General features: G+C 70.9%; 25 protein-coding genes. 18 read left to right on the top strand and 7 right to left on the bottom strand.

The features are described from left to right. Positions 1-668 precede the first annotated feature (668 nt). Positions 669-842, bottom strand: a complete 174-nt coding sequence (locus ACIBQ6_RS01025) for a TetR-like C-terminal domain-containing protein (RefSeq protein WP_397209575.1) — start codon at positions 840-842, stop codon at positions 669-671. Next, entirely contained in the window at positions 842-1525 is a 684-nt protein-coding gene (locus ACIBQ6_RS01020; RefSeq protein WP_397209574.1) for a hypothetical protein, read from the bottom strand. The genes ACIBQ6_RS01025 and ACIBQ6_RS01020 overlap by 1 nt, the downstream gene beginning before the upstream one ends. A gap of 452 nt (positions 1526-1977) precedes the next feature. On the opposite strand from ACIBQ6_RS01020, the gene ACIBQ6_RS01015 reads away from it, so the two are divergent. The 6 genes from ACIBQ6_RS01015 to ACIBQ6_RS00990 all read left to right on the top strand — a co-directional run bounded on the left by ACIBQ6_RS01015 (position 1978) and on the right by ACIBQ6_RS00990 (position 6124). Beyond that, complete coding sequence (locus tag ACIBQ6_RS01015; RefSeq protein ID WP_397209573.1) at positions 1978-2313, top strand: ArsR/SmtB family transcription factor; 336 nt, start codon at positions 1978-1980, stop codon at positions 2311-2313. A gap of 9 nt (positions 2314-2322) precedes the next feature. Continuing rightward, the gene (locus tag ACIBQ6_RS01010) at positions 2323-3429 is read left to right on the top strand and encodes a GNAT family N-acetyltransferase (protein ID WP_397209572.1); all 1107 of its coding nucleotides are present in this window, start codon (positions 2323-2325) and stop codon (positions 3427-3429) included. A gap of 162 nt (positions 3430-3591) precedes the next feature. Then, positions 3592-3933, top strand: a complete 342-nt coding sequence (locus tag ACIBQ6_RS01005; RefSeq protein ID WP_229824702.1) for a helix-turn-helix transcriptional regulator — start codon at positions 3592-3594, stop codon at positions 3931-3933. 11 nt (positions 3934-3944) lie between these two features. Next, positions 3945-5021: an ACR3 family arsenite efflux transporter gene (gene arsB, locus ACIBQ6_RS01000; protein ID WP_397209571.1), complete on the top strand. Its 1077-nt coding sequence runs from the start codon at positions 3945-3947 to the stop codon at positions 5019-5021. After that, the gene (locus ACIBQ6_RS00995) at positions 5014-5418 is read left to right on the top strand and encodes an arsenate reductase ArsC (RefSeq protein ID WP_397209570.1); all 405 of its coding nucleotides are present in this window, start codon (positions 5014-5016) and stop codon (positions 5416-5418) included. The genes arsB and ACIBQ6_RS00995 overlap by 8 nt, the downstream gene beginning before the upstream one ends. Before the next feature lie 370 nt (positions 5419-5788). Next, a complete protein-coding gene (locus ACIBQ6_RS00990; RefSeq protein ID WP_358296251.1) occupies positions 5789-6124 on the top strand; it encodes a sulfocyanin-like copper-binding protein in 336 nt (111 codons plus the stop codon). Between the two features lie 13 nt (positions 6125-6137). On the opposite strand, the gene ACIBQ6_RS00985 is transcribed toward ACIBQ6_RS00990, so the two are convergent. Continuing rightward, entirely contained in the window at positions 6138-7367 is a 1230-nt protein-coding gene (locus ACIBQ6_RS00985) for a M28 family metallopeptidase (protein WP_397209569.1), read from the bottom strand. A 337-nt stretch (positions 7368-7704) separates the two neighbouring features. Here ACIBQ6_RS00985 and ACIBQ6_RS00980 point away from each other — a divergent pair, with 337 nt between their 5' ends. The 7 genes from ACIBQ6_RS00980 to ACIBQ6_RS00950 all read left to right on the top strand — a co-directional run bounded on the left by ACIBQ6_RS00980 (position 7705) and on the right by ACIBQ6_RS00950 (position 16392). Then, positions 7705-8121: an ACT domain-containing protein gene (locus ACIBQ6_RS00980; RefSeq protein ID WP_397209568.1), complete on the top strand. Its 417-nt coding sequence runs from the start codon at positions 7705-7707 to the stop codon at positions 8119-8121. Between the two features lie 226 nt (positions 8122-8347). Further along, complete coding sequence (locus ACIBQ6_RS00975) at positions 8348-8635, top strand: hypothetical protein (RefSeq protein WP_397209567.1); 288 nt, start codon at positions 8348-8350, stop codon at positions 8633-8635. Positions 8636-8817: 182 nt separating this feature from the next. Further along, entirely contained in the window at positions 8818-12966 is a 4149-nt protein-coding gene (locus ACIBQ6_RS00970) for an AAA family ATPase (RefSeq protein ID WP_397209566.1), read from the top strand. A 63-nt stretch (positions 12967-13029) separates the two neighbouring features. Beyond that, positions 13030-13362, top strand: coding sequence for a hypothetical protein (locus ACIBQ6_RS00965; RefSeq protein ID WP_397209565.1), 333 nt, complete (start codon positions 13030-13032; stop codon positions 13360-13362). A gap of 308 nt (positions 13363-13670) precedes the next feature. Continuing rightward, a complete protein-coding gene (locus tag ACIBQ6_RS00960) occupies positions 13671-14003 on the top strand; it encodes a winged helix-turn-helix domain-containing protein (protein ID WP_358296223.1) in 333 nt (110 codons plus the stop codon). Next, entirely contained in the window at positions 14000-14248 is a 249-nt protein-coding gene (locus ACIBQ6_RS00955) for a hypothetical protein (RefSeq protein ID WP_352326865.1), read from the top strand. The genes ACIBQ6_RS00960 and ACIBQ6_RS00955 overlap by 4 nt, the downstream gene beginning before the upstream one ends. 122 nt (positions 14249-14370) lie before the next feature. Then, positions 14371-16392 (top strand): serine hydrolase domain-containing protein, encoded by a 2022-nt coding sequence (locus ACIBQ6_RS00950; RefSeq protein ID WP_397209564.1) that lies wholly within the window; start codon positions 14371-14373, stop codon positions 16390-16392. Positions 16393-16722: 330 nt separating this feature from the next. Here ACIBQ6_RS00950 and ACIBQ6_RS00945 read toward each other — a convergent pair whose 3' ends face one another. Next, positions 16723-17586, bottom strand: coding sequence for a TetR/AcrR family transcriptional regulator (locus tag ACIBQ6_RS00945; RefSeq protein WP_397209563.1), 864 nt, complete (start codon positions 17584-17586; stop codon positions 16723-16725). Positions 17587-17649: 63 nt separating this feature from the next. On the opposite strand from ACIBQ6_RS00945, the gene ACIBQ6_RS00940 reads away from it, so the two are divergent. The 4 genes from ACIBQ6_RS00940 to ACIBQ6_RS00925 all read left to right on the top strand — a co-directional run bounded on the left by ACIBQ6_RS00940 (position 17650) and on the right by ACIBQ6_RS00925 (position 22170). Beyond that, positions 17650-19377, top strand: a complete 1728-nt coding sequence (locus ACIBQ6_RS00940; RefSeq protein WP_397209562.1) for a right-handed parallel beta-helix repeat-containing protein — start codon at positions 17650-17652, stop codon at positions 19375-19377. 1362 nt (positions 19378-20739) lie between these two features. Beyond that, positions 20740-21072 carry a hypothetical protein gene (locus ACIBQ6_RS00935; RefSeq protein WP_397209561.1) on the top strand — a complete coding sequence of 111 codons (333 nt, stop codon included), beginning with the start codon at positions 20740-20742 and terminating at the stop codon, positions 21070-21072. A gap of 292 nt (positions 21073-21364) precedes the next feature. After that, entirely contained in the window at positions 21365-21835 is a 471-nt protein-coding gene (locus tag ACIBQ6_RS00930; protein ID WP_397159428.1) for a hypothetical protein, read from the top strand. Positions 21836-22044: 209 nt separating this feature from the next. Further along, positions 22045-22170, top strand: coding sequence for a hypothetical protein (locus tag ACIBQ6_RS00925; RefSeq protein ID WP_397209560.1), 126 nt, complete (start codon positions 22045-22047; stop codon positions 22168-22170). Here ACIBQ6_RS00925 and ACIBQ6_RS00920 read toward each other — a convergent pair. Both ACIBQ6_RS00920 and ACIBQ6_RS00915 read right to left on the bottom strand, forming a co-directional pair. Then, positions 22154-22594 (bottom strand): SRPBCC family protein, encoded by a 441-nt coding sequence (locus ACIBQ6_RS00920; protein WP_358296206.1) that lies wholly within the window; start codon positions 22592-22594, stop codon positions 22154-22156. The genes ACIBQ6_RS00925 and ACIBQ6_RS00920 overlap by 17 nt on opposite strands. A gap of 223 nt (positions 22595-22817) precedes the next feature. Further along, positions 22818-23981, bottom strand: coding sequence for an MFS transporter (locus ACIBQ6_RS00915; RefSeq protein ID WP_397209559.1), 1164 nt, complete (start codon positions 23979-23981; stop codon positions 22818-22820). Positions 23982-24054: 73 nt separating this feature from the next. Here ACIBQ6_RS00915 and ACIBQ6_RS00910 point away from each other — a divergent pair, with 73 nt between their 5' ends. Continuing rightward, positions 24055-24645, top strand: a complete 591-nt coding sequence (locus tag ACIBQ6_RS00910; protein WP_358296200.1) for an XRE family transcriptional regulator — start codon at positions 24055-24057, stop codon at positions 24643-24645. A gap of 182 nt (positions 24646-24827) precedes the next feature. Here ACIBQ6_RS00910 and ACIBQ6_RS00905 read toward each other — a convergent pair whose 3' ends face one another. Further along, a complete protein-coding gene (locus ACIBQ6_RS00905; protein WP_397209558.1) occupies positions 24828-26813 on the bottom strand; it encodes a hypothetical protein in 1986 nt (661 codons plus the stop codon). Between the last annotated feature and the right edge of the window lie 127 nt (positions 26814-26940).

Raw genomic sequence — 26940 nt, 5'->3', positions numbered from 1 at the left:
ACCGTGACGTTCGTCTTCCCGGAGTTCGTGGTGGTCCCGACGTCGTACGGCTCCGCCGGAGGCGTCAGATTGACGTGCCCCGAGCCGGACGTCACACCGACCGGGCGTGCGCGGCACCACCCATGCCCTCGGAGGAAAAGGCTCGGTAACGGCGGTGCGGCCTCGTCTCGCCCGTGATGCTCAGGTCCTACGAGGGCATCGAGCCCTTCAACCGAGCACAACTACTGGCGGAGCAGCGGGCCGAGGCGCATCCGGACGACCTTGCTCCGCCGTACATCGCCCATGGCGGACCGTACCGGCTCGTCGCCCCCTACGTCACGGCGCGAGGACGCGCGCTGGCCGCTGCGGTGCTCTCGGGGGCGTACTGGTCCGAGGGGAGACAGGTCAGGTACGACATCGTGCCGGAGGTGCGACGGGTGGCGAACAGTCAAGCGGCGCTGAGCCGCGTGTTCCACGCGGATGAGCTCCAGGACGAGCCCGCCGCCCTTGCGGGATGGATCGACGAGGAGGCCAACCGGGTCGTCGTCGAGACGAACAGCTTCGACCAGGATCTGCGCCACAGACTCGCAGAGCGATACAAAGGGGTCGTCGTGGTGAAGTGGGATCCGTTCGGGCAGCGGGCGCGGCCTCCCGCCGCGCCAGTTTCGCCGGGCAGACCTGACACGGCACTACTTGGCGTCTGGTCGCAGGCCCTTCTCGATGAGGTCGATCAGGTCGTGCACGGCTGGGTCGGCGAGTTCGTCGGGGAGTCCGCGCAGGGGGCCGTCGATGAGCAGGACCGCCAGGCCGTGGACGCACGACCAGACCAGGAACTCGGCTCCTGGACGGCGTTCGGGGGACATCAGGCGATCTCCGTACGCTGGTCCTCAACCGGTACGCGGTCGGGCAGCGCCACCTCACCGCTGGACAACGGAAGCGTGCTGACCCGCTGCGCCGTGGCAGCCATCCGCTGCAGCGGCCGCAGGGACAGCCGCACCCACAGCGCGCCCGCCGTCCCCGCCGCGGCCATCACCACGGCGAACACCACCGACTCAGCCAAGATCAGCCGGTGCACCGTGGCCTCGGCTCCCTCCATCGGGAGCCCGTCGATGAGCACGTCGCCGTCCTTGCCCCGGGTCGCCATGACCCGGTAGTCGTCCAGCTCGGACAGCTCCACGGCATGGCCGCGCCCGTCCACCGGTACGGCGGCCAAGGCGGCGACGTCCTGGGCGGAGAGACTGGGCTCGGCGTCGTCCGCGCTACGGGACCGGACCACGGCCGCGTTGATCACCTGGCCGTTCACCATGCGCACGCCAAGGGTGCCGATCGACTGACCACGGCTGTCGCCGCGCTCGCGCTCCTCCTCCCGGCGGTGCTCGAGTGTGACGGCGAACCGGCCGGCCGCCATGGACAACTGCTGGTCCAGCCGGTCCACCAGGAAGCGCTCCAGCTCGATCGAGGTGCCCACGCCGATCGTGGCGCAGGCCAGCGCGAGCAGGACCAGCACTCCGGCCATCAGCCGGCCGCGGAGGGTATGCGGTCTCATGATGGCTTGAGCACTGGGCCCCTCGGTTCGTCGTGGGCACCGGCTCCCTACGGGGCCGCCGCTCTCCGAAGGTCGGCTCCGCCGGCGCCTGCATCCGCGCCGCTGCAGGCGCGCGTCGTGTCGAGCCACAGGGGCGGCAAGTCCTCGGGCCGGGTGGACGGCTCGCCGACGAGCTGGGTCAGCTGCTCGTCCGCTGGTCCTGCCGTTGATCAGCTTCGTCACGCGCACAGCGCTGGTCCTGCTCCTGGTGGTTGCCGCGTCTCCGGCCTGGCCTGCCACGCGCCCACCTCCGCTCGCCCTGCATCCGTTCGTCGCCCCTGCGCTTCGGCGTCGGGGACGCCAAGTCGCGACGGCAGGCGCGGCGAGCGGGTCGCGTCCAGCGAGCCGGTGTTCGCGGCGTGTGCCATGAGAGGCTTCCACGCCCGCCATGAATCGACTATCGTCGATTTTCGATGAATGAGAAAGAGGGGCCTCTGCCGCGCGCCGAGGCTGAGGAGTATGCGAGCTGGTTCAAGGCCCTGGCCGACGCCACTCGGATTCAGATCGTGTCGCTGCTTGCGCGGAGGCGAGCGCCGATGAGCGTGGGCGAGATCGTGGCCGCCTCCGGGGTAGGCCAGTCCACCGTCTCACACCACCTGAAGATCCTGGCCGACGTGCGGTTCGTACTGGTCGACAAGCAAGGCACGTCCAGCCTGTACCGGATCAACGAAGCCTGCGTGAGCTGTTTCCCCACCGCCGCCGACGTGGTGATGGGCAACCCCGTGCCGGCCGCACCGGTCTGCGACTGAGGAGATCCCATGGCGCACGACGAGATCGCCGACCACCACTCCGCCCTGGCCCGCAACGCGCTCAGCGGGCAGCGCATCGCCCAGCTGCGCGCCGGCGAGACGGTGCTCGACCTTGGATACGGTGACGGCATCGACGCGCTGCTGTCAGCCCGCCGGGTCGGCCCGCACGGCACGGTCTTCGGCCTCGACGCCAGCCCCGCCATGGTGGAACTGGCCCAGCGCAACGCCGAACAGGCGGGTGTCGCCAATGCGCAGTTCCTGCACGGGACGATCGAAGCGGTCCCGCTGCCCGGCCACACGGTTGACGTGGTCATCTCCAACTGCGCGATCAACCTGTCCGACGACAAGGCGGCGGTGTTGGCCGAGGCGTACCGGGTGCTGCGACCGGGGGGCCGGTTCGGGGTCAGCGACGTCGTCACCGCCCAGGCGCTCGACGAGCAGGCGCGACGGCGGGCCGAGCAGCGCATCGGCTGCGCCGCCGGATCGCTCACCGTGCAGGAGTACCGGGACCTGCTCGTCGCGGCCGGCTTCGTCGCCGTCACGATCACGATGACCGCCGACCACGGAGACGGCGTGCGTTCGGCCATCGTCCAGGCCGTCAAGCCCGCCATCGGGCCCGGCCTGGAGATCCGGCCGATGCGCGAGGGCGACGCCGCCGAGGTGCTGGCCATCTACCAGGCCGGCCTGGACACCGGCCAGGCCAGTTTCGAGACCACCGCCCCCAGCTGGGAGGGGTTCACCGCGAGCCGGTTGCCGCATCTGCGGTACGTGGCGACCGACAGCGACTCCGGCGAGGTGCTCGGCTGGGTGGCCGCATCGGCGGTCTCGTCCCGCCCGGTCTACGCCGGAGTGGTCGAGCACAGCATCTACGTCCACCCCGGCTGCCAGGCTCACGGCATCGGCCGGGCGCTGCTGGCGGCGTTCGTCGCCGCCGCCGAAGATGCCGGCGTCTGGACGATCCAGTCCGGCGTCTTCCCCGAGAATGCCGCCAGCCTGGCCCTGCACCAGGGCCTCGGTTTCCGGGTGGTCGGCGCCCGCGAGCGCATCGGCTGTCACCGCGGCCTCTGGCGGGACGTGCTGATGATCGAACGCCGCAGCACCTTGACCGGGGTCTGAGTCGCCGTTCGGAACGGCGGTTCGCGGACTGCCGTTCGGCTGGAGCCACGTCGCGCCCTTCGCCGTACGAGATCTCCCCCAAGCTCCGCCGGGTCCTCCTGGCTTTGATACATGTCAATATAGAGAGGAATCGATTTCGATAACTGTCTATACGGAGAAGACGTGGAACCTCTGGAGCTCTTGGAGTGCAGCCCGCCGCTGATGCGCGAGCCCCTGGACGCCGAGCAGGCGGCCGGGGTGGCGCGGGTGTTCAAGGCGCTGGGCGACCCCGTGCGGCTGCGCATCCTGTCGATCGTGGCCAGCCGGGCCGGCGGCGAGGTGTGCGTGTGCGACATCACCGGCGCGTTCGAGCTGTCCCAGCCGACCATCAGCCACCACCTGAAGGTGCTCAAAGAGGTCGGGCTGCTGACCTCCGAGCGGCGCGCCTCCTGGGTGTACTACCGGCTGGTGCCCGAGACGCTGGGTGAGCTGTCGGCCCTGCTCGACGTGCCCGCGACCGTCTGAGAAGCGCCGCCATGTCCTCTTCGACCGCGCCCGCGCAGGGCGTCATCGCCGGCCTGTCCACACTCGACCGGTTCCTGCCAGTCTGGATCGTCGCGGCCATGGCCGCCGGACTGCTGCTCGGACGGCTCGTCCCGGGCCTGAACACCGCGCTGGAAGCGGTGAGGATCGGCGACATCTCGCTGCCGATCGCGCTCGGACTGCTGCTGATGATGTACCCGGTGCTGGCCAAGGTCCGCTACGACCGTCTGGGCGCCGTCACCGGTGACCGCCGCCTGCTGTTCTCCTCCCTGGTGCTGAACTGGGTGCTCGGCCCGGCCGTCATGTTCGCGCTGGCCTGGATCTTCCTGCCCGACCTGCCCGAGTACCGCACGGGCCTGATCATCGTCGGGCTCGCCCGCTGCATCGCCATGGTGCTCATCTGGAACGACCTGGCCTGTGGCGACCGTGAGGCCGCCGCCGTGCTGGTGGCGCTCAACTCGGTCTTCCAGGTGGTCGCGTTCGGCGCGCTGGGCTGGTTCTACCTGCAGGTGCTGCCCGGCTGGCTCGGCCTCGCGCAGTCCGCGCTGGCGGTCTCGGCCTGGGACATCGCCCAGTACGTGCTCATCTTCCTCGGCATCCCGCTGGCCGCCGGATATCTGTCCCGCCGGCTCGGCGAACGCGCCCGCGGCCGGGACTGGTACGAAAGCCGTTTCCTGCCCCGCGTCGGCCCGCTGGCCCTGTACGGGTTGCTGTTCACCATCGTCATCCTGTTCGCCCTGCAAGGCGGCACGGTCACCGCCCAGCCCGGCGACGTCGCGCGCATCGCGGTGCCGCTGCTGGCCTACTTCGCGCTCATGTGGGGCGGGTCGTTCCTGGCTGGCAAGCTGATCGGCCTGGGCTACGAGCGCTCCACCACCCTGGCCTTCACCGCCGCGGGCAACAACTTCGAGCTGGCCATCGCGGTGGCGGTCGGCGTCTTCGGCGTCACCTCCGGCCAGGCTCTGGCCGGAGTGGTCGGCCCGCTCATCGAGGTTCCCGTCCTGGTCGCCCTGGTCTACGTGAGCCTGGCCGGCCGCCGCCTGTTCGCCAAGGAGCCCGTGCATGTCTGACCAGCCCAGCGTCCTGTTCGTCTGCGTGCACAACGCCGGACGGTCCCAGATGGCCGCCGGCTGGCTCACCCGCCTGGCAGGCGACCGCGTCGAGGTCCGCTCGGCCGGTTCCGCCCCGGCCGAGCGGGTCAATCCGGTCGCTGTCGAGGCCATGGCGGAGGTCGGCATCGACATCACCGCCGCCCGCCCCAAGGTCCTGTCCGTCGACGCGGTCCAAGCCTCCGACGTGGTCATCACGATGGGCTGCGGCGACGCCTGCCCGATCTTCCCCGGCAAGCGGTACGAGGACTGGAAGCTCGACGACCCCGCCGGACAGGGCATCGACGCCGTCCGAGCCATCCGCGACGACATCCGCCTCCGAGTGGAGAAGTTGCTCGGCGAGTTGCTGCCTGGCTGACTCTCCTGCGCTGAACGACGTCGATGGCCGCTTCTCCAGCCGAGTTCCACTTCGATCCGATCCCACGAGATGGATGTGGGCGTGGGCATGCCATGGCTCCGTCGGGGCAGGGGACCTGGGTGAGGTGTCCTCACCCAGAGCCTCAGGACGGCCGGCCTCAAGCGGAGGCGGAGCGACGGAGGTGCGGAGCATGTGGCTGAACAAGATCAGTTACACAGCGATGAGCGCCGTCATGTGCGCAAACCTCGGCTTGGGAGGAGCCGCGTCGGGTGCGGCGATCACGCCACATCAGCAGCCTGCGTGCACTGCGCCACCGCTTCAAGGGCATGTGGTGGATGTGTCCCTCGCGGAGATGGGATCAGGCACGCGGATGAGACTGACGGCCACGCCTTCGAGCGTTCCAGCCGGCAAGGTCTCGCTGCGTGCGTACAACGAGGGGGTTCTCGCCCACGAGGTCGTCGTGCTGCCGCTCCCGGCGGGGCACGCGCCGGGACGGCGGGTGACCGGTTCGGACGGGCGCGTCAGCGAGGCGGGTAGCCTCGGCGAGGCGTCTCGTACGTGCGGGCCGGGCGCCGGGAACGGCATAGCTCCCGGATCCACGAGCTGGACCACGTTGACACTGCGACCGGGCCGATACGAACTGCTGTGCAACTTCCCGGGCCACTACTCGGCCGGCATGTACGCCGAACTCGACGTCACCGGTTAGGCCATGGGCCTGATCAGATCGAGATCCGGGCGGCCAGCAGCCCCACGGTGGCGACCAGCAGCCGGGCCGCCGCCACGAGGGTGCCCGGTTCGACGCGGTCGGGGGTTTCGGCGGGGGTCTGGTAGCCGGGCATGCCCATGCCGATGCCGATCGCGGCCAGGCCGGCGGCGGCGTAGCGGCGGTTGTCGGAGGCCATCGCGCCCGCTCGCAGCGGCACGCCGGTCAGGCGGGCGGCCTGGTCCAGGGTGGCAAGCAGCGCGTGGGCGGGGCCCCCGGCCTCGACCGAGGCGGCCTGGTACAGGTGCGCGGCGCCGTCGAGGTTGATCACCAATGTGTCGGACGGCAGCGCGGGCGCGTGATGGGCCGAGCCCCATGCCCCGGCCTCCTCGGCGTCCAGGAAGACCACCGACAACTCGGCCCGGACGGTCGGGTCCGCCGCCGTCAGGACGCGGGCGGCCTCCAGGACGGCGGCCACGCCGGAGGCGTTGTCGGCGGCCGCGGGCAGCCGCAGGCCGGGGTCGTCGCCGACGCCGTCGTAGTGCGCGGCCAGCAGCACCCGCGGCCCGCTCCCCGCTCCTCCGGCGTGGGGGAAGCGGGCGTGCACGTTGCGGCCGTCCGTGGAGATCTGCCGGAGCGGCATCGACGCGGTCACCCGCACCGGCCCGGCGGCCGGCGCGTCGGCCAGGCGGGCGTGCAGGTCGGGGCGCAGGGCGATGATCGGGACGGCTCGGGTGGCCGGTCCGGCGATCATCTTGGGCATCCACCCCTCGGCGTCGGCGCCGCGCGCGGTCAGCACGCCGGCCGCGCCGTGGGCCTCGGCTCGTTCGCACGCCTGCGTCCAGTCTCCGGCCTCGGCCAGCACCCATCGGCCGCGCAGGTCGGCCTCGGAGGCGGCGGCCAGCGGCGCGGTGCGCGGGTCCGGCAACTCAGCCGAGGCGAGGTGCTCGACGAAGTCCCGCCGGTGCTCCAGGCGCAGCGCCTGGCCGCCTGCGTTCCATTCGAGCACCGGGGTGGCATACAGCTCCCGCACGTCGGTGACGGGGAAGGAGTCGAGTTCGACCTCGGCGCCCAGCTCGCGCAGCCGCTCGGCGAGCCACGCGGCGGCGGCCCTGCCTCCGGGGGTGCCCACGCGCCGCCCGGCGTGGTGGTCGCGGGCCAGCTCGTGCACCGTGGCCTGCATCCGCGCCGCCGACACCCGCTCCACGACGGCGGCCAGGCCGGGCGCCTGAGGGAGGTCCGGCATGGTGGAGGTCATCCGCAGCAGCCGGTGGCGGCTGCCTCGACAGCCGGGGCGGCGGCTGGGGCCTGACCGCAGCAACCGGCCTGAGCGGCTTGCTGGGCGGCGGCAGGAGCTCCACAGCAGCCACCGGCGGCGGGCGGCGCGAAAGCCTCTGCCAGGTCGCCGATGAAGCCGCCGCTGGTCTGGTCCGTCGTCATGGCGGTTTCCCTTCTGCGGGTGTGAGGTCGAGGCCATCAAGACTTCGACCCATGTCGAATCAGGCACGACGATCCCACGCTACTTAGATGTTCGTCAAGATAGATGGGGGTCGAAATAAAGGGCGCCTGGTAGACACATGCCCATGAACGCATCCACCGCCCAGCATCTCAACATCATGTCTCCCGCTTTCGCCGTCGAGCATCTGCCGCACGGAGGGCTGCCCGAGGACGATTGGCTGGTGCTCGTCCGCGCCCCGGAAGGGCTGACCGTGGTCCGTGAGGCCAGAGGGGTGGACGCGGCGGAGCAGTGGATCGGCTTCTACGGAGGCGCCACAGCACATGGCCTGGACATTCCCGGAATGCTGTCCGCGATCGTCAAGCCGCTGGCGGAGGCGGCGATCCCGGTGTTCGTCGCCTCGACTTTCCATGCCGACCTGGTTCTGGTCCCCAAGCCGAGGAAACAACAGGCCATCACCGTCCTTGAGGAAGCGGGGCACCAGGTGACGAGCCAGGGCGCGAGTGCCGTCGGGGATCACGCCGCCGGGGCCGCGCGGCCGTAGCGGGGGCCAGGCGAACCAGGGCGGGACGAAAGCCGATCATGAGCGCGCCCCGGTCGCGAGCCTCACGTACGGGCGCGCAGGTTCGGCGTGGAAGCCCTCAGTTGTCGCCCCTGCGCAACGGTCAGTTCACGGTCGGCCAGAACGGTCACACGGGTCGCCTCAGGCGGCGGACTCGCCGTTTCTCACGACGGGTCCGCGTCGCCCGCGTCAGGACAGTTACGTTCGCGTGCTCGTACGCTGCCCCGCCGAGGCCACCGACGCGATCGTGGCCGCCAAACCGCTCAACCCGCCGGGCTCGCGGACGTTCCGCACACAGCTGGGCGTCGGGATGAGGAACAACCGGGGCTTCGACAAGATGTACCTCTCCTACGACGCGCTCCTCGACCGGCGCCGGGTCACGCTGAAATGCGTGAAGGTCACCATGCTGGAGCACCCGCGCAGGAGAGTGATAGAGCCGGTCAGCCGATCCGACACCTTCGTCTTCGTCCGAAGGTTCGAGCCCGGCAAGTTCTGACCGGCCGCCCTGTGCAAAGCCACCGCCCGGCGCCGGGCCCTGGCCCGCACGTGTCGTGACGGCGTCCGGCGACAGCGATCATTGTGCTCGAAAGGCATCCCCGTCCCCTGCCACAGCGGCATACTCTCGCGCAGGAACCTGATCAGGACGCGTACCGTTGATCATCTCGGAGGAGGGGATCGATGGCACCTGCCGACGACCACGGCTTGCCGGACGACCTGCGTACGGAGATGCGCCAGGGCTTCCGGCGCTGGATGTCCGGCCCTGCCAAGAGCCGGCAACCGGGCCGGGTCAAGCGCTGGAGCGCGAACGCGATGCTGGGCATGCTCGCCGCCGCCACCGCCGCGCCCGTCATCGTGAGCGTGGCGACCGGTCAGGCCGTCCCGGAGCTGATCTCGTCGACGGGTGGCCTGGGCACGAACATCCTCAGCGAGCTGATCGTCCGCCTCGCCGACAGGATGCGCTCGCCCAGCAGGGAGCTGGCCGAGCGCGAACTGCTCGCCGAACTCCGCACGCTGCTGGAAGCCGACGACGAGCGTGCCGCCGCCCTGAGCCGCGAGCTGGCCAGGCTCCTGCGCGGCGTCGGCGCCACCGAGATCATCGCCGAGTCGTCCGGCTGGGCCGAGGCCGCGGAGACGCTGGACCTGCTCGGTTCGAGCTTCTCCGAGCTGGCGTTCCTGCAACTGGAGCTGAACGAGACGGTACGCAGGATCGAGGCCGCCGTACAGCAGCAGAACACGGCGCTCCAGCGGCAGGAGGACCGCCTCGACCGCGTGTCGGAGCTCGCTCGTGATGTGCACTGGCTGCGCTGGAGGACCGAGCCCGAGCCGCAGGCGGACGTCCCGCTCGCCGGGTGCCCGTACATGGGGCTTGAGCCGTACGGGGTGCTGAACCGGCCGTTCTTCTACGGGCGGGAGGAGGAGACGGAGCTGCTGCGCGAGGCGATGGCAGCCAGGGTGCGGGGGCCGGCGCTGCACCTGCTGGCGGGGGCCTCGGGCGCGGGCAAGACGTCGCTGCTGCACGCCGGGGTGCTGCCCAGCCTGTCCTCCGGCCTGCCCGGCCTGCCCGAGGCCGCGCGGTGGCCACGTACGATCATGAATCCGACCCGGGCCCCGCTCGCCCAGCTGAAGGCCCGGCTGGGCGCCGCCTTCGGCTTCGAGTGCCCCGCGCTGGAGCAGCAGCCGCACCGCGCGCACGAGGTCGTCCACGAACTCCTCGTACGGCACGCGGAAGACCGTCCGCCGGGCCGCCTGATCCTCATCGTCGACCAGTTCGAGGAGATTTTCACGCTCGTCCGTTCAGCGGGCGAGGCCGAGGCGTTCCTGGAGGTCCTGCGCGCGATCAGCGAGGAGCCGGTCGGCCCTGACGACGCTCCGGCGGCCGTGGTCGTCCTCGGGGTGCGCGCCGACTTCTGGGGACGGTGCGCCGAGCACGACCTGCTGCGCGCCGCCCAGGACAGCCGGTCGACCACGCTCGGGCCCATGAGCGATTCCGGGCGTCTGCAGGCCGTGGTCGGTCCGGCGGAGAAGGCCGGGCTGAAGGTGGAGAACGCGCTGGTCCAGGTGCTCATGGACGAGCTCAGGGCGCGGCCCAAGGACATGGGCGTGCTCCCGCTGCTCTCCCAGGCCATGCTCATGACCTGGCGCAACCGCGAGGGCGACCGCCTCACCCTGCGAGGCTACGACCGCGCGGGACGGATCGAACAGGCCGTGCGCAACGCCGCCGAGGAGGTCTACGGGGATCTGCCGCCGCACCGGCAGGAGGTGGCGCGCCGGCTCTTCCTCCGGCTGACCCAGGTGGTGCCCGACGGGCACGCCCGCAGGACGCTGTCGCTCGACCAGGTGGACGACGACGGCCGCACGGTCCTGCACGCCTTCGCCGCGATGCGCCTGGTCGTCCTCGGCGAGAAGGCCGCCGAGATCTCCCACGACGTGCTCCTGGACGCCTGGCCCCGGCTGGGCGAGTGGCTGGAGGGCGACCGGCCGGGTCGCCTGCTCGTCGCCAGGATGCAGCAGCAGGCCGAGGACTGGGAGCAGCACGGAAGACGCGCCGAGCTGCTGTACCCGGCGCGCCGGCTCAAGGAGGTCAGGCTCGTCCTGAACCGGTGGGCGGGCGACGACCGCTACCCGGCGGTCGAGCCGGTGGCCGCACGCTTCCTGGAAGCCTCCGCGGTGTCGCTGCGCCGGCGTCGGGTTCGCCGGCTCGCGTTCGGGACGGCGGCGGTGGCGACGGTGACCGTGGCGGGATTGCTGGCGGCGAACTCCGTCCAGGAGGCCGCGGCACGCGACCGGCGCGCGATGTCGGCGGCCGTCGATTTCCGGAGCCGCTCGGTGCGGCTGGACGACCCGTTCCTGGCCGGCCTGCTGTCGGCCACCTCCTTCCGGATCGCGCCCGGCGACGAGAGCCGGCAGGGCATGATCGACTTCCTGGCCACCACGGCACGCGCGGTGCTGCCGAGCGCGGACGTGGCCGATTTCAGCCCCGACGGCGCCAGACTCGCCACGATCGAGACGGGCGGCGTCATCAAGCTGCTGGACACCCGCACCCGCCGGCCGATCCTGACGATCCCGACCGGGCACACCGGCGCCGTCCATCACGTGCGATTCGGTCCCGACGGGAAGACGCTGGCCACCTGCGGGCAGGACCACACCGTACGGCTGTGGGACGCGGCGTCGGGCAGGCCGCTCGCGGCCCCGATCCAGCCGGTCGCCGACACCGGCGACCACAACGGCCGGATCTCCTCGATCGCGTTCGCCCCTGACGGCCGTACTCTCGCCGTCGCCACGACGGGCGGACGCGTCACGTTCTGGAACGGGGACCGCCCGGACGGACGGCAGATCCAGACGGGAGGGCCCGTCGACGCGATGATGTTCGGACCGGACGGCCGGACGTTGAGCGCGATGGTCGACGACAGGCTACGAGTCTGGGACAGATCCACCGGGCGGGCATCATCGGCGATCCCCGGAACGGTGACGCATGCCGATGTGTCCGGCGACCTCCTGGTCACCTCGACCGGCGACGAGGTCCGGCTCTGGAACGCCGCCACCCTCCGGCCCGCCGGCGCGCCGATCCGTACCGGCCCGATCGACGGGCTGGCCCTCAGCGACGACGGCGGCACCCTGGCCGTGATCAGCGGCAGGCGGAACATCCAGTACTGGGACCTCACCACCCGCCGCCGCGTCGGCACGACCGTCACCGGCCACACCGGCGACATCCATGCCGTGCGCTTCGCGGCGGGCGACACCCTCCTCGCCACTCTCGGCGGCGACGCGACGGCGCGGCTCTGGAACGCCAAGGCCATGACCGAGCTCGGCGCCGCCGTCCAGGCCGGTGACTCCGCCACCGTCTCCTTCACTCCTGACGGGCGGGCCCTGGCGATGGCGACGGAAGGCGGCCTGAGGCTGCGGGACCTCGCCACCGGCCGGCTCCAGGCCCTGCCGCCCGGCGCGATCGCCCTGTCCCCCGACGGCCGTACCGTCGCCACCGTGACCGGCGGGAAGCTGACGCTCAAGGACCGCGCGACCGGCCGTCCGACCGGCACGCCGCTGCCCCTGGCGGACGGACGAGTGGCGTTCAGCCCGGACTGGCGTCTGGCCGCGATCGCCGTCGAGAACGACATCCAGGTCTGGAACCTCGCCACCGGCAAACCTGTCGGCCCCGTCATGACCGGCCACGGAGCCGGCCCGCAAAGCTACGACCCGGACGACACCGTGGTGACCGGCCCCGTCGACGGCATCGCCCACATGGCGTTCACCCCCGACGGCAAGCTGCTGGCCTCGGTCGGAGTGGACCTGACCCTGCGGTTCTGGGACGTCGGCACCGGCTCGTCGAGCCGGTTCGTCGAGGACTCGACCGAGTGGGTGGAGATCGACCGGACCGGCCGCCGCGCGGTCACACTGGGGATCTCCGCCGACGAGAAGCACGCCGTCATCCGCGTGTGGGACGTGGCGACCCGGCAGCCGATCGGCGACGCCTGGCAGGCCCACGGCCTCGGCGGCGCCGGGGCCGCCGCGTTCAGCCCCGACGGACGCGTCATCGCCACCGGAGGCCGCGACGGCGAGATCCGGCTCTGGGACGTGGCCACCCGCCGCCCCCTCGGCAACCCGCTCGCCGGACCCCGAGCGGACGTCACATCACTGGCGTTCAGCCCGGACGGCGCCACGCTGGCCGGCGCGAGCGCCGACGGAACCGTACGACGGTGGGCCGTCGCGTTCCCCGAGGATCCACTGGCGGCGGTGTGCGAGGTGGCCGGACGGTCACTGACGCAGGAGGAGTGGCGTCGTAACCTGCCGACGACCACGCCCCCGGAGACCCTGGCCTGCGCGCCCTGAAGGGCGCGAGCACGCCCCCCGCCGGGCCTGCGAGGTCAGCCCCGGCATACGGCGTAGGCCCGGATGATCGTCTGGGTCAGGGCGCCGCGCATCTTCCGGACGATCTCCCAGTTGCTGGGCGAGCAGCCGCTGGTCGCCGACGTGCGGGCCGCGTTGTTCCGGGCGCTGCCCATGATCCAGGGGGTCGCGGTCGCGTACACGGGAACCTGGGAACGCTTCGAGATCATCGTGAGCGCGCAGGACTACCAGTTCTTGGGGACGTACGGCGAGAGCGTCGCCGACCGCACCTTCGACCTTCCTGGCGGCGCGACCCGCACGGTCAAGGCGGGCACTCCTCTGGTGTGGAGCGCACGGATGACGGCCAAGGTCGTCGACAAGGCCGGAGACCAGCCTTAGGAAGGCCCAGAGCAACGCGATCCACGTCCCCCGACGCGGCGAGACCTGATCACGCCGCTCGACCACGACGCGAGCCTCATGATGGGCGCGGCCACCAGGCCGCGCCCATCGTCATTCGCGTCCCAGACTCGGCGCCGCGCCTGGAACCCCCTCCGCCGACTTCAGCGCGAGGCCGCCCTGGCCGACGACAACGCCCTCCGGACATCGCAACCACGACGTGGCCGACCTCAGTGTCCTGGTTTGACGCGTACACTTGCACCTGTAAGACTGAACTAACAGGTGCAAGACAGACCCTCTCCAAGGACGACATGCCGACCAGCGAAGAGTTGCTCCGCCTGCTCGGCGCGGTCGGGCATCCACTCAGGCTGCAGATCCTCGCCGAGCTCGCCGACGGCCGAATCCACGTCAGCGAGCTGGCCCGCCGGATCAAGGTGTCACGTGCGCTGCTCTACATGCATCTGGAGCGGCTGGAGAAGGCGGGGCTGATCGAAGGGCGGCTGGAGCTGTCGGCCGACGGCAAGGCGATGAAGTACATCGAGCTGCTGCCCTTCGAGCTCACCCTGACGATCGACACCGTCCTCGCGGCTCTGCGCGCGGACGACGAGGAAGGACCCCATCAGGTGCAGGAGACCCCGCAGTGATCGACATCGGTTCCATCGTGATCCCCATCGTGGTCGTGCTGATTCTGTTCGGCGCGATCACGGCCTGCATGGCGTTCTACTTCCGGTTCGAACGGCACCGCACCGACGTGCTGACGGCCGAGATGGCTAGATATCGCGAACTGGCCGAGCAGGCCGTGCAGCGGCAGGGTGAGGTGCAGGCCAGGCTGGGCGAGCTGACGGAGAAGGTCGCGGCGATGGAGAGGATCCTGCTCAGCGTCGACTGACGAGCCTGTGACACAGGTCCGGGGGCGAGCGGCAACTCACCCCCGGACGGCGGAACCGCACGACCACGCCTTGACGGCGTGCCTTTGACGCGTACGTGCTGCCACAGAAAGGAGAGCAGCTCATGCTGCTCGAACGCAAATCATCCTGCTGGCGTGCCCTCATGTGCTCGCTGACGGTCGCCGCGCCGCTGCTGGCAGTGAGCGCCCCCGCCGCCGCGACGGCGGCTGATCCGGCACGGTCGGTACGGCAGTTCGCCGACGCCTACGTGCCCCGCCAGCTCGAGGAGCACCACATCCCGGGGGCGGCGATCGCCGTCGTGGCGGGCGGCCGTCAGGTCTTCGCCCAGGGGTACGGCGTCGCCGAGGTGGAGACCGGCCGTCCCGTGGACGCCGAGCGGACGGTCTTCGCCCCCGCGTCGGTGGCCAAGCTGATCACCGCCACCGCCGTCATGCAGCTCGTCGAACGGGGCCGGATCGACCTGAACGCCGACGTCAACCAGTACCTCACCACGTTCAAGATCGACGACGCCTACCCGGGCCGGCCGGTCACCATGGCGAACCTGCTGACCCACACCGCCGGGTTCGCCGGCGGCGACTTCGGCACCGGCGCGGCCACCGCCCGTGATGTGCACCCGCTCGGCGCTCACCTCGCCGACCACCAGCCGCCCCGGATCCGGCCGCCCGGCACCAGGGCCGTCTACTCCAACTACGGGATGGGCCTGGCCGGCTACCTGGTCGAGGTGCGCTCGGGCCTGCCCTTCCACCAGTACGTGCAGGAGAACATCTTCCGGCCGCTCGGCATGACGCACTCCAGCATGGCCCAGCCCGAGCCCGGCCCCGTCGCCCAGGCGCTGGCCCCCGGTTACCGTCTCCAGGACGGCCACCAGGTCCGGGCGGAAGGGGCCAAATACGGGCACATGCCGCCGCACGGAGCCGGCTTCCGCTCCACCGCCACCGACATGGCCGCGTTCATGCTGGCCCAGCTGACCGGCGGCGGGGGGATACTCAGGCCGGACAGCGTGCGGCTCATGCAGAGCCGCCACTTCGGCAACGCCGAGGGCACCGCCGGCATGGGGTACGGCTTCCAGGAGTACACCAGGAACGGCCGGCACCTGCTGGTGCACCGGGGCAACATTCCCGGCTACTTCGCGATCATGGCGCTGATCCCCGACCGAGGCATCGGCGTCTACGCCTCCTACAACGGCATCGGCAAGGGCGGCCCCGACTCCGCCTGGTCCCTGGTCAACGCCTTCTCCGACCGCTTCGCCCCGGCCCCCGCCCCGGCGGACGGCACGCCGGGGCCGCTGCCCGACGTCGCCCAGTACACCGGCACCTACCGTACGGCCCTGGCCGCCGACATGACCGACCTGGGCAAGCTCAGCTCGCTCACCAGCACCGTGACGGTCAGCGCGGCCGGCGACGGCCTCCTGACCACCACCGGCGCGGTCGCGCTCGGCCCCACCGAGAGCCGCCAGTGGACGCAGATCGCCCCCGCCCTGTTCCGCGAGAAGAACGGCTACCGCACCATCCAGTTCCGGCCTGACGGCCTGCTGGCCACGGAGAACCCGGCGGGGCCGCTGGAGCGCCTGACCTGGTACCAGTCCCCCACCTTTCATCTCGGCGTGCTCGGCGTGAGCCTGACCGTGCTGCTGCTGTCGGCTGTGGGCGGACCCCTCGCGCATGCCGTACGCCTCGCGCGGCGCCGCCGCAGGCCCACCGGCTCCGGCCGGTCCACCGGGTCTGCCGGGTCCGGGGATGGATCCGCAGTCGCGGGTGCTTTCGCGGTTGCCGCCGGAGGCGGGCGGACGGCGCGGCGGCGGCCGGTTCGCGGGCCACGCCTGGCCGGGCTGCCCGCGTGGATCACGGCGGTGCTCGTCACGGCCTCCGCCGGATCGCTCGTGGCGATGTTCGCCGACTTCGACGCCAACCAGGCCGAGTTCTTCCTGGGCGGCAGCCCGTTGTTCACGACCATCACCACGCTGCCCGTCCTGGCCGCGGCCGGGGCCGGGGTGACACTGGTCACCGCCGGGCTGGCCTGGGTCAAGGGCTGGTGGACCCTGGCCGGACGGGTTCACTGCACCGTCGTGGTCCTCGCCGCCCTCGCCTACCTGAGTGTGGCCGCCGCCTACAACCTGATCGGCTGAGAGCCTCCGGCGACTCCGCCGCCCGAACGGTTCGCAGGAACGCTACGGCGCGAGTGCCGCGACTACCGTTCATCCAGGCGGGCGGCACCTGCGCAAGGTCCTGCCCGAATACGGGCGCCATTTCAACCAGCATCGCCCGCATCAAGGCCGCCCCCTCCCCACCCCTCACGCGCCCCCAGCCAGGTGATCGACATGACCTCCCCGATCCACCGCCGGAGGACCGTCACAGGGCTGATCACCGAGTACCGCGGAGCAGCCTGATCGCTCCACGAACGCCCAGTTCAGCAGCGGTATTCGTGTTTGAGCACCGCACAGGCCCGCCGGGTTGGGTCAGTCGGCCGACCTGCGCTTGCGGTAGGCGCGTTGCTGGCAGGCCCGCGAGCAGTAGACGCGAGGGCGGCCCGAGGGGGCGGTTTCCAGTGGTGTGCCACACTCGGGGCATCTTTCATCACGACTTTCGTCACGCTCTCGGATCAGCACCTCGACGCCGTCCAGGAGGCGGCGCAGGCCGAAGGCGAAGGAGTCCTCAGGGGCGTCCCAGCCGCCCGTCTCCCACAGGCGCGAGAGGGCGGGAAAGCGGTCGAGGCGTTCGTACAGGGAGTCGCGGGCACCCCACCACTCCTGCTCGGACACGCCGCTGCGGCTTTCCTCGCGCCGGGTCTCGGCCACGAGCAGCGCCTCGGCGTCCACGAACCGGCCGAGCAGGCCGACCACCGCGACCACCTCGGACGGCCGCAGCGCGGTGCCGGTCAGCGCGCCGAGCATGTGGTCGTAGTGGGCGACCGCGTTCGGGCCCGGCAGGTGACGGGAGCCGCGCACCTCGGCCAGCCACGGGTGCCGCATGCGGAGCTCCCACGCCCGCCGGGCCGCCTCCTCCAGCCGCCCCCGCCAACCGCCATCGGCATCCGAGGCGGCGCCCGAAGCGGTGACGAGGGCTTCGCCCAGCACCTCGTCGCGCATCAGGTCCACGAGCTGGTCGCGGCCGGGTACGTGGCGGTAGAGGGACATGGTCGTGAAGCCCAGCCGGTCGGCGACCTTGCGCATGGACAACCCTTCCAGGCCCTCGGCGTCGGCCAGCTCGACCGCGGCCCGCACGATCCGGCCCAGGCTGAGGCCGGGCCGCGGCTCCCGCTCCGCGTCCCGCCACAACAGCTCGACCCCGTGGTCCGGGTCCCCCGCCACACCTCGCGCCATTGGCACCCCCCTCGTTTATGGTGTATTACTCCGTGTACGCCATAAACAGCAAAGGGGAAACCTGTGTTCCACTTCCATGTCGCACCCGGCGGGGACGACTCCTGGCCCGGCTCCCTCGAACGCCCCTTCGCCACCCTCGAACGCGCCCGGGAGGCCGCCAGGGAGTCCGGCGGGGAGGGCGGCGGGGAGTCCGTCGTCCATCTCAGGCGCGGCGTCCACGTGCTGGACGAGCCTCTGGAGCTCACCGAGGCCGACTCGGGCACCGTCTACCAGGCGTACGGCCACGGCACCCCCGACCAGGAGGACGTCGTGCTGAGCGGTGGCCGGACGATCACCGGCTGGCAGGTGCGCGACGGCGTCTGGCTGGCCGACGTCGGCGACCTGGAGACCCGCCAGCTCTACGTGGACGGCCGCCGCGCCGCCCGGGCCGGGATCGAGGGGCTGCCCGGTTCGTCCCCGGCCGCGACCGCCACCGGCTACGTCACCGACAGCGCCGCGCCGCTGGCCTGGACCAGCCCGCGCGACGTGGAGTTCGTCCACCGCGGCGTGTACCCGTGGACCGAGGGCCGCCTGCCCGTCGCGGACGTCGCCCAGGACGGCGACCGGACCGTGATCACCATGGCGACGCCCGCCTTCCGGTGGGCCGCCGAGCTGTACAACTCCACCTGGGAGGGCACCACCTCGGCCGGTCCCGGCCTGCCCACCAGGATCGAGAACGACCCGAGCTTCCTGCGCGAGCCGGGCACGTTCGTGCTCGACCGCTCACGGCCGGGCCACCACGTGCTGCGCTACCTGCCCCGCCCCGGCGAGGACCCGGCCCGTACGCGGGTGGTCGCCCCGGCGCTGGAGACCCTGGTGCGCGGGTCCGGCGCGCGACGGGTGACCTTCCGCGGGCTGACGTTCGCCGAGGCGACCTGGTTGCGTCCGAGCCGCCCCGAGGGCTTTGTGCACTATCACGGCAGCGGCTTCTACGAGGGCGGCGGCGTCGGCGTGGCGGAGCTGGGCGAGGGGGCGTCCGTGACGTATCCCACGGCTTCCGTGACGATTCCCGCCTGCGTCACGTTCGAGGACTGCTCGGACGTGGTGATCGAGGGGTGCCGGTTCACCAGGCTGGGGGCGTCCGGGCTGGGGGTGTCCGGCGGCGAGGGGCACGTCGTGCGCGGCTGTGACTTCGACACGCTCTCGGCGGGGGCCGTCGTGGTGACGGGCAGCCGGGGCACGGTGATCGAGGACAACCTGGTGCGCGGCGTCGGGCTCGAATATCCGGGATCGCCGGGGATCGCGGTGACGGGGGCGTCCAGGTGTGTCGTCGCGCACAACGAGGTCAGGGACGTGCCGCACTGCGGGATCACCGCCGGGCCCGGCGAGGGCACCCGGATCGTGCGCAACCGGACCATCGACACCATGCAGGTGCTGGCCGACGGCGGCGGCGTGTACGTGTCGGGGCCGCAGGGCGGTTCCCATGACGACGGGGCGCTGGTGCTGGGCAACGTCATCGAGGACACCCGCACGCCGTACAACTTCGGGCTCTACACCGACTACGGCGCCTCCTGGGTTCGGGTGGAGGAGAACGTCGTCGCGCGCGCCGACAACACGGCGGTGCTGCACGTGGGCCCGCCGCTGGAGAACGTCGTCTACCGGGGCAATTTCTGGGACGCCGACCCGCTCGGCCACGACGCCCCGCCACCCGGAGTCACGTACGAGGAGAACCGCACCATCAAGGACGAGCAGGAACTGAACGCCGCGACCACCGCCATCCGCGCCCAGGCGGGCCCGCGCCGCACCCTCTGACGAACGGAGACATGTTCCGGTAGAACCCGTGACGGCCCGCCACCGACCCCCATGACATCCCTGGGCCGGGCTCCAGGCATCAGGGGGCCGTTGGCGGCGTCGGTGAGGGTGATGCTCTGGGCGGTGCCGGCGGTGGGGGTGGGCAGGCCCGCGGCTCCGCGGGGGCGTTCGGGGAGGGGTTGTGGGAAGTCCTACTCCGGGAACAGGTCCGATGGCAGGCGTACCAGGGGAATGACGGCGGGGCAGGACTTGGGCGCCCGTCGTGTAGAACGCTTCGGATGCCATGTAGGCACGTCGTTCACCGTGAGGCAGGTGTTTCGCCCGCCTGATTTCTCTTACCAAATCGGTTAGGGCCGTCATCACCGCCCCCTGCCGGCAAGATCCGCCCCGGCACCGTCCCGCTCCATCTGGGCGGCTGTGCCAGATCTTCATCCCGCGCACGGTGCTGCCGGTCAACTACGAGGGGGCCGGCAGCACTTCCGGCAGGGCCGCGACGGCATCGAGCACGGCCTGGCGCGGGCGCCGAAACAGATCAGCAGCCTGTTCCAGCGGCTCCCCCGAAGCGCGGCGGCACAGCTCCAGATCTGACCTCATCCGGTCGAGCAGGGCGGGCTGCTCGGTTTGACCGCTGCTGTAGCCAGGCCCAGCCCACAGTTGCGCCACTTCACCGCCGGAGACGACACCGCAGCGGAAATGTCAGCCTGCTCCGCCAGGGTGCCCCGACCACGAACGCCGATCGCCATCAGGCGGGGAGGGTGTGATGAAGACCTCCACGAATGCGTCATGGCATTGGCATCCCTCCCGCCTCATCGGAATGTAGGTCGGAAAAGTGGCCTGCCCGCGACCGATGACTCGGCCAGCGACATTCAGCAGGCGCACCGACACCCTCATCCGCGAATAATCGGTCGCATCCCCAGGAAGAGCGACACCAAAGACAGGGACCTGAGAACCGCCGTCAGCGCCACGCGTCGGGGTGCCCGTGATGAACTCAGGCTCCACCCACCGCGCTCTCGTACACGGACCGCGTTCCGGACACAGCTCATACGTGTAGCCCGTTCCGGCGATCGCAGCATCTGCGAACAGCTGCACATGACTCCCAGGGCAAGGCCCACAGTTCACAACCGCGCCGCACCCCACCATCCCTGCCATCACGAGTCCGAGCAGCCCACGAAGACCTAATCGAGATGGACCAGACACTCTGCCACTACTCATCGTCATCCAGCTCCTCCGCACCCGATCACCGCATTCTCCGCCAGGCAACTGTCGGGCCGTGCGGTGCGCGACTTGAAAGCGATTGTCGATCACCAGGCGCGCTGACCCCATTCCGACATGATCGCTACTGGGACGCCAGACTGCCTGATCGTGACGGGAATGCCGACGGCCGGGAAGTCGACGGTGACCGGGCTCATCGTCGAGCGCCTGCAGTGCGCCGCCCGGCTCGACGGCGATTTCCTCAGCAGGCTGATAGTCATCGGGCGCGTGGGGGCACTTGGCGAGCCCGCCGACGAGGCAGCGCGACAAGTCGAGCTGTGCAACCGTAACCTGTGCATGCTGGCGAACACCCTTTCCGACGCCGGCTTCACGCCCGTGATCGACTGGGTGATCCCCAGCCGCGAGCAGCTGGACTTCTTCGCCTCTCTCCTCCGAGCTCGGCGATGCCGGCTGGTGGTTCGACACCGCAGCCCTTGCTCCTGAGGAGACCGCTGACCGCATCATCCGGGAAGCTCCTGATCGCGCCCTGGTGAGCTGACCTGCACACCCAGAACGCACCAGCCGCGCTGGGCGCGGCGGGCGCGCCTGACGGCCAGCGGCCGGGCCAGGGTGACTTCCCGGCCGCGCCGAGCACGAGCGAGGCCGGCGTCCCGCCGAGCCGCGCCGCCGCCGGCAGGGCCGGGACGGCGTTCATCGCGACGAGCACGGCCTGCGCCATCATGGAACCGCCGCTCCAGGAAGTCCGGCCGCCGCCGCTAGGCTCCGACGTGTTGGGATGCAGCCGGGAAGGGATCCGATCATCAGCAGTGACTTTGACTCTCCGCCGGAGGACCGGCCACGGCCGGCGCGCCGCCGCGTCACCGAAGCGGCCGTCCTGAGCGCCCACGACCAGAGCCCGGCCGAGATCGCCCAATGGACCTGTCCGCATGGGCGGCATGCCGGCCATGGCTGCGTCGCCTGCTACCACGCCTGTGCCGACGCCGATCCGGCACATCCGCAATGGGAGGTCGCGGCGTGGTTCACCACCGAGCGGCCGATCCCCATCAGGGCGTTGCAGGACGTGCACCGCCACGACCGCGGGCTCACGCTGACCCAGCCGTCGACGCCCCTGGTCTACCTTCTGAGCGCACGGGTGACAGCCGCTCTGGGCGTGGAGGCGGTGGCGGGAGTGGTGGGGTTCCTGGTGCAGAACCGGCACATCGTCGACGCGTTCACCGTGACGGAGATCCGCGCCGTCCACTCCTGAACGCCCCTTGCCGGGCGCGCGTGGTGTTCGTGAACGCCACACGGGCCAGAGCCCCCTGCGTGCTGCTCGACCCGGCACGGGCCGGCCGCGACCTGGATCGCCATGGGCCGCCTGCCACGGGCTGTGCGGCACCCGGCGTTGCGCACCGCGGACCTTGGAAGATCGCTTCCCGCGTCAGGAGTGATCGTTTCCCGAACCGGACTGGGGCGATGGGGCGCTTGGTCCGGCGGGTGGCCTCGGGGGAGGTCACTGCGGCCAGGGCAGTGCTGCTCAGGAACGCCGTCCGGGGCTTCGGCGTAGAACCCGTGGACGGCGCCCTCAAGCAGCGCGGCTGAACCCCACGGCCAGCCGGCGGACGTCCGCACGGATCGAGCGCCGCAGCAACCACCTGAGCACCGGCTCCAGCACCCGCTCGGAGCCGGTGCGCGGGGTGACGCGCACGTGGAAGGTGAAGCGGCACCGTTCCTCACCGAGCGGTTCGACGAGCCTGCCGCCCTCGGCGACGATCCCCGAGGTGGTCCGCCACGCGAACGACCGCCCCGGCTCCACGGCCACGACCTCGCCGCCGTTGCGATAGGTCTTGCCGGCGAACCGCATGACCTCGGCGGTGGTCGTCCCCACCCGCACGAGTCCCTCGGGCGACGGCGCCATCGTCTCGACGCCCTTCCGCCACCGCGGGTCCTGCGCGTAGTCGGCGACCACCGCCCACACCCGCGCGGCGGAGCAGTCGATCACACCGCCCTCTCGAAGCTCGATCATCCCGCCACGATACTGCCGCGGTTCCGCCGCGGTTCGCGGCGTTCCGGCAGGTCGGCGGGATGGCGGGGTGGCGGGATGGCGGGATGGCGGGGTGGCGCAATCCGGGGTGTCGGTAAGGCTTGGGTCATCAGGTGCACGCGTTCGCGTTCCGGCTGGTCGGAGTGCCACCGGCGGACGGCCGGAACGGGCCGGGGTTGAGCGTCAGGTGCCGGGCAGATGTTGGTCAGCTTGCGGCCGACCGCGTTGCGTCAGCGTTCCTGATGGTCAGGGGGGCGATGATGCCTGCGGCGACGAAGAGCAGCGCCAGGACGCCCCAGGTCCAACCGCCCGCCAGTTGGAGCAGGCCGGTGATCAAGATGGGACCGACAACGTAGCGACTGACCGAGCGACCCATGCCGAACGCCGCCAGGTACTCGCCTCTCTGGTCATCCGGGGCGAAGGCGTACGACAACGTCCAGGCCGCGGGGACAGCGATCAGTTCCGCCGCGGTCAGCATCACCAGCGCAGCACAGAAGAGTGCAAGAGGTGTCGACTGGGCCGCGTACCAGAACAACAGACAGGCGGCAGCAGCGAATGCCGCAGCGACGGGCTGACATCGCCGGGCAGCTCTGAGGCTTGTGATGTGGCGTGCAATGAGAGCTTGGAAGACGAGCGCGAGGACGGTGTTGATGGCGTACAGCGCCCCGAGTAAGCCGTCCGGCAATGTGGTCGCCTGGGCGAGCCACAGCGGAAAGGCGAGGTTGAGGATCGGTTGCCAAAGCTGCAGTACGCCATCCACACCGGCCAGCGAGAGCAGTCGCAGGTCGCGCAGCACGCCCAAGCCTCGCCGGACCGGGGCGGGCTCTTCGGTCCGAACCGGTTGGGGCAGGGTGGCGAAGGCCGCGGTGACCAGAAGACAGGCCGCCGCGTTGGCCAGGATGATGGTCCGGAAGAGACCGGTGCCGGCCAGCAGCCCGCCGAGTGGACCGCCGACGCTGATCGCCAGGTTGATCACCGTCCGATACGAGGCCAGCACCTTTACCCGGCTGTTCCCTTCGACGATCTCTGCTACGTACGCCTGGGTCAGCGCAGCCGCGATCTGGTCGGCGACCGTGATGATCGTGACGACTACGAGGTACCCCCACCAATCACCGACGAAGGCGTAGGCGGCGGTTCCGGCAGCGCGTAGGGCATGCACCAGCACCAGTGCCCGCCGGACACCGTAACGGTCGGCCGCCCGGCCCAGCGGTATCGCGGCGGCTATGGCCGCGGCGCCCGCGATGCTCATGCCGAGCCCGACTTGGCCTGCGGCGAGCCCCACCACGCCGGTGAAGTAGACGGCCGAGAAGGCCAGGAAGAGCCCCGCGCCAAGGAAGTCCACGAAGCTGGCGCCGAGCAGCCGCCGCACCGCTCGACGCTCGGTACGACCAGTATCTTGTGTCATAGTCGCACTATTTTGCACCCTAGGGCAGCATTGCGCCATGAACGATCCCGCCGAGGCCGTAGGCCACACCCTCGCCGCGAACCTGCGCGCTGCACGTCAAGACCGAGGCTGGCGGTTGGAAGAGCTGGCCACCCGGTCCGGCGTCAGCCGCGGCATGCTCCAGCAGATCGAGACCATGCGCACCAACCCGAGCATCGCGACGCTCGCCCGGATCAGCGCCACGCTGGGTGTTTCGATCGGCGAGTTGGTGGAGCCCCCGGAGGAGCTTGGCCGCGTTTCCCGTGCCGCCGACGCCGTGGTTCGCTCCGAAGGCCGCGCCAGGCTTCTGATCAACGACAGCCAGCCGCCTTTCACCGAGCTCTGGGAGTTCCGGCTGCCTGCCGGCGACAAGATCTCCACGCCCGCGCATCCGCCCGGCACCCGGGAACTGTTGCAGCTCCACTCGGGCAGCGTCGCGGTCACCGTCGGCGGGGCGCTCTTCCAACTCGCCGCGGGAGACGCGCTCCGCATGCGAGGCGACCGCCCGCACGCCTACAGCAGCCAAGGCCCAGAGCCGGCCCACTTCACGATGGTCGTGGTCTATGCCGGCGCCCGAGACCCTCGCTACGCGAGCCTTGTCCCCGGGTGATTCGGCGGTCTGACGTGCGGCTCCGCCCTACGGCGCTCCGATCCGTCACAACGACCTGCAAAGTACCGGCGACGATGACCGGCCTGTCAGCACTGGCCGGCCACGATACGAGGCCTCCTCCGCACCGGCCGGGTGGGCCGACGGCGTCCACCGTCGGGCCACCCGGCCGGGCCGGGGAAACGTCAGTCGGACGCGCCTCCGACCACGACGACGTGGCCGTCCTCCGCGGGCAAGTGCGCCGGGCCGCCGCTCCACTTGACCGTGTAGGTGTATTCACCGCCCGCCTGTGGGGTGTCGGTGAAGCCGAACGTCGGCTCGCCGTACACCTGGATCGACGGCAGCTGGACAGTCTCGGTGCCGTCGCGACCGGTGACGGTGCGGAAGACCTCGATCAGCACGGACGACGGGAGCCGGCTTGCGGAGGTCAGCGCGCCGCTGAACTGGAGCTCCTTGCCGGCGGGGGCCTTCTTGGGGCCGGAGAGCGTGAGCTCCGCCTGCGCCTTGGCCACCGTGATGCCAAGCGTGGCGGTGGCCTGCCCGTAGAGAGCGCTGCCCGGCCAGCTCACCTCGTACGTGCCCGTCCCGCCGAGCGGCCAGGTGTCGGTGACGGTGAAGGTTCCGTCCGCGGCGGTCGTCACTGCCGGGAGGGTCTCGACCGGACGCGTCGGAAGGCTGCGGGTCACCGTCAACCGTTGCTCACCAGGAGCCGAGCCGTTCGCCAGGGTGAGCCGGCCCGTCAGGGTGAACGGCTGGAGCGCGGTGGCCGAGGACGGCGGCGTCAGGCTGATCGAGGACTTGGCCTTGAGCACGTTGACGGTCGCCGACGCCTTGCTCAACCGGAACGCCGGGCTGCCTTGCCAGAGCACCTCGTACCCGATCGTCCCCGTGACCGAGGGCGTGTCGGTGATGGTGAAGGCGCCGTCGGCGGTGGTCGTCGTCGCCGGGAGGGTCTTGCGGGTGCCGTCCGGCAGCCGGCGGGTCACCACCAGCGGTTGCGCCCCCGGCGCCGAGCCGTCGGAGAGCGTGAGCCGGCCCGTCAGCGTGAGCGGTTCGAGCACGGTTGCCGACGACGGGGCCGTCAGGGTGAGCTCCGACATCGCAAGGGCGACGTCGGGCACTCTCCACAGATAGAGCCGGTCGGAGTCGTCCTTCACCACGCCGAAGACGTCCTTGCCGGTGTGGACGAGGGTCTTGTCGACCAGCCGCACGTCGGGGTTCGCGTAGGTGAAGGTCTTCGCACCCGTGGCCGTGTCGAAGACGCCGACGGACGTCTCGCCCCACCTCCCGCCGACCACGGAGGCGCCGTCGGGACTGAGCGCGACCGCGTTCGACTGGCCGGTGAACGTCGGTTCCACACCGTAGCTGCGGATCAGGGTCAGATCGGTCGTGTCCCAGGCGTCGTACCTGCTGGGAGTGCTGTACGTCGTGAACACCGTCGAACCGTCGGAGCTGATGGCGAGGTCGTGCAGGGCCGAGAAGCCGTGATCGTGGCCGTTGATCTCGCCCCGGAGGGTGGCGCCGGAACCGGACACGTCGTAGACGGCGAAGGAGCCGGGATACAGCCCCTGGCTGCCGACCACCAGGGTCGTCCCCGCGGCGCTCACGATGGGGACGCTGTAGGCCCCCATCACCAGTTGGGTCTGCTCCGGCTGCGGCGCCGCCACGTCGATGCTCACGACGCCGCCGGAGCCGGACTGGGCGTAACACCCGTGGCCGACGTAGAGCCGGCTGCCGGACAGTGACAGGTACCAGGGCGAGGGGCAGGCGAACGCCTTCAGGTCGATGCGCCGGGTGACGGCGAGGGAGGCGGTGTCGATCTCGGCGACCTGGTTCGCCTCGCTCAGCGCCGCATACAGCCGGGCACCGTCGGGTGCCGCGGCGAGGCCGATCACACCGGGCAGGTCGGTGATGACACCGGTGAGCGAGCCCCGCGCGTCGGCGACAACGATCCGGTCGCTGCCGGAGACGAAGACCTTGTCGTTCGCGGTGGCCACGTCGGAGGCCCAGGAGAGGTGCTCGCCGAGGTCGGTCATGAGATCGGTGGCCATGGCCGCGGGGGCCTGGGCCACGAGCGGGCCGGCCGCCAAGGCGACGGCAGCGCCGCAGGTGAGGAGCCGGTGGGTTAATCGGGACAACGTCGCGCGGGTCGACGACGAACGTTCTGACATCACAGCCCTTTTAGGTCACAAGTTCGAATGACAGTAATGATCAATCCATAGATGACCTTTGGCGTCAAGCTGGACAAGGAGTCATCTGATCACGAAACCGGGGGCGCCCTTGTCGAAGTACGTGCGG

The sequence above is a fragment of the Nonomuraea sp. NPDC049655 genome, from assembly GCF_044465465.1.
Taxonomy (GTDB): Bacteria; Actinomycetota; Actinomycetes; order Streptosporangiales; family Streptosporangiaceae; genus Nonomuraea.
Note: the sequence above shows the minus strand (reverse complement) of the source record. Positions and strands in the feature narration are given on the sequence as shown.

Bases quoted from the DNA above. Each gene is read 5' to 3' on its own strand.
- ACIBQ6_RS01025 (WP_397209575.1), bottom strand. From the start codon at position 842: ATGTCCCCCGAACGCCGTCCAGGAGCCGAGTTCCTGGTCTGGTCGTGC.
- ACIBQ6_RS01020 (WP_397209574.1), bottom strand. From the start codon at position 1,525: ATGAGACCGCATACCCTCCGCGGCCGGCTGATGGCCGGAGTGCTGGTC.
- ACIBQ6_RS01015 (WP_397209573.1), top strand. From the start codon at position 1,978: ATGAATGAGAAAGAGGGGCCTCTGCCGCGCGCCGAGGCTGAGGAGTAT.
- ACIBQ6_RS01010 (WP_397209572.1), top strand. From the start codon at position 2,323: ATGGCGCACGACGAGATCGCCGACCACCACTCCGCCCTGGCCCGCAAC.
- arsB (WP_397209571.1), top strand. From the start codon at position 3,945: ATGTCCTCTTCGACCGCGCCCGCGCAGGGCGTCATCGCCGGCCTGTCC.
- ACIBQ6_RS00995 (WP_397209570.1), top strand. From the start codon at position 5,014: ATGTCTGACCAGCCCAGCGTCCTGTTCGTCTGCGTGCACAACGCCGGA.
- ACIBQ6_RS00990 (WP_358296251.1), top strand. From the start codon at position 5,789: ATGAGACTGACGGCCACGCCTTCGAGCGTTCCAGCCGGCAAGGTCTCG.
- ACIBQ6_RS00985 (WP_397209569.1), bottom strand. From the start codon at position 7,367: ATGCCGGACCTCCCTCAGGCGCCCGGCCTGGCCGCCGTCGTGGAGCGG.
- ACIBQ6_RS00980 (WP_397209568.1), top strand. From the start codon at position 7,705: ATGAACGCATCCACCGCCCAGCATCTCAACATCATGTCTCCCGCTTTC.
- ACIBQ6_RS00970 (WP_397209566.1), top strand. From the start codon at position 8,818: ATGGCACCTGCCGACGACCACGGCTTGCCGGACGACCTGCGTACGGAG.
- ACIBQ6_RS00965 (WP_397209565.1), top strand. From the start codon at position 13,030: ATGATCGTCTGGGTCAGGGCGCCGCGCATCTTCCGGACGATCTCCCAG.
- ACIBQ6_RS00960 (WP_358296223.1), top strand. From the start codon at position 13,671: ATGCCGACCAGCGAAGAGTTGCTCCGCCTGCTCGGCGCGGTCGGGCAT.
- ACIBQ6_RS00950 (WP_397209564.1), top strand. From the start codon at position 14,371: ATGCTGCTCGAACGCAAATCATCCTGCTGGCGTGCCCTCATGTGCTCG.
- ACIBQ6_RS00945 (WP_397209563.1), bottom strand. From the start codon at position 17,586: ATGGCGCGAGGTGTGGCGGGGGACCCGGACCACGGGGTCGAGCTGTTG.
- ACIBQ6_RS00930 (WP_397159428.1), top strand. From the start codon at position 21,365: ATGCAGCCGGGAAGGGATCCGATCATCAGCAGTGACTTTGACTCTCCG.
- ACIBQ6_RS00925 (WP_397209560.1), top strand. From the start codon at position 22,045: ATGGGGCGCTTGGTCCGGCGGGTGGCCTCGGGGGAGGTCACTGCGGCC.
- ACIBQ6_RS00920 (WP_358296206.1), bottom strand. From the start codon at position 22,594: ATGATCGAGCTTCGAGAGGGCGGTGTGATCGACTGCTCCGCCGCGCGG.
- ACIBQ6_RS00910 (WP_358296200.1), top strand. From the start codon at position 24,055: ATGAACGATCCCGCCGAGGCCGTAGGCCACACCCTCGCCGCGAACCTG.
- ACIBQ6_RS00905 (WP_397209558.1), bottom strand. From the start codon at position 26,813: ATGTCAGAACGTTCGTCGTCGACCCGCGCGACGTTGTCCCGATTAACC.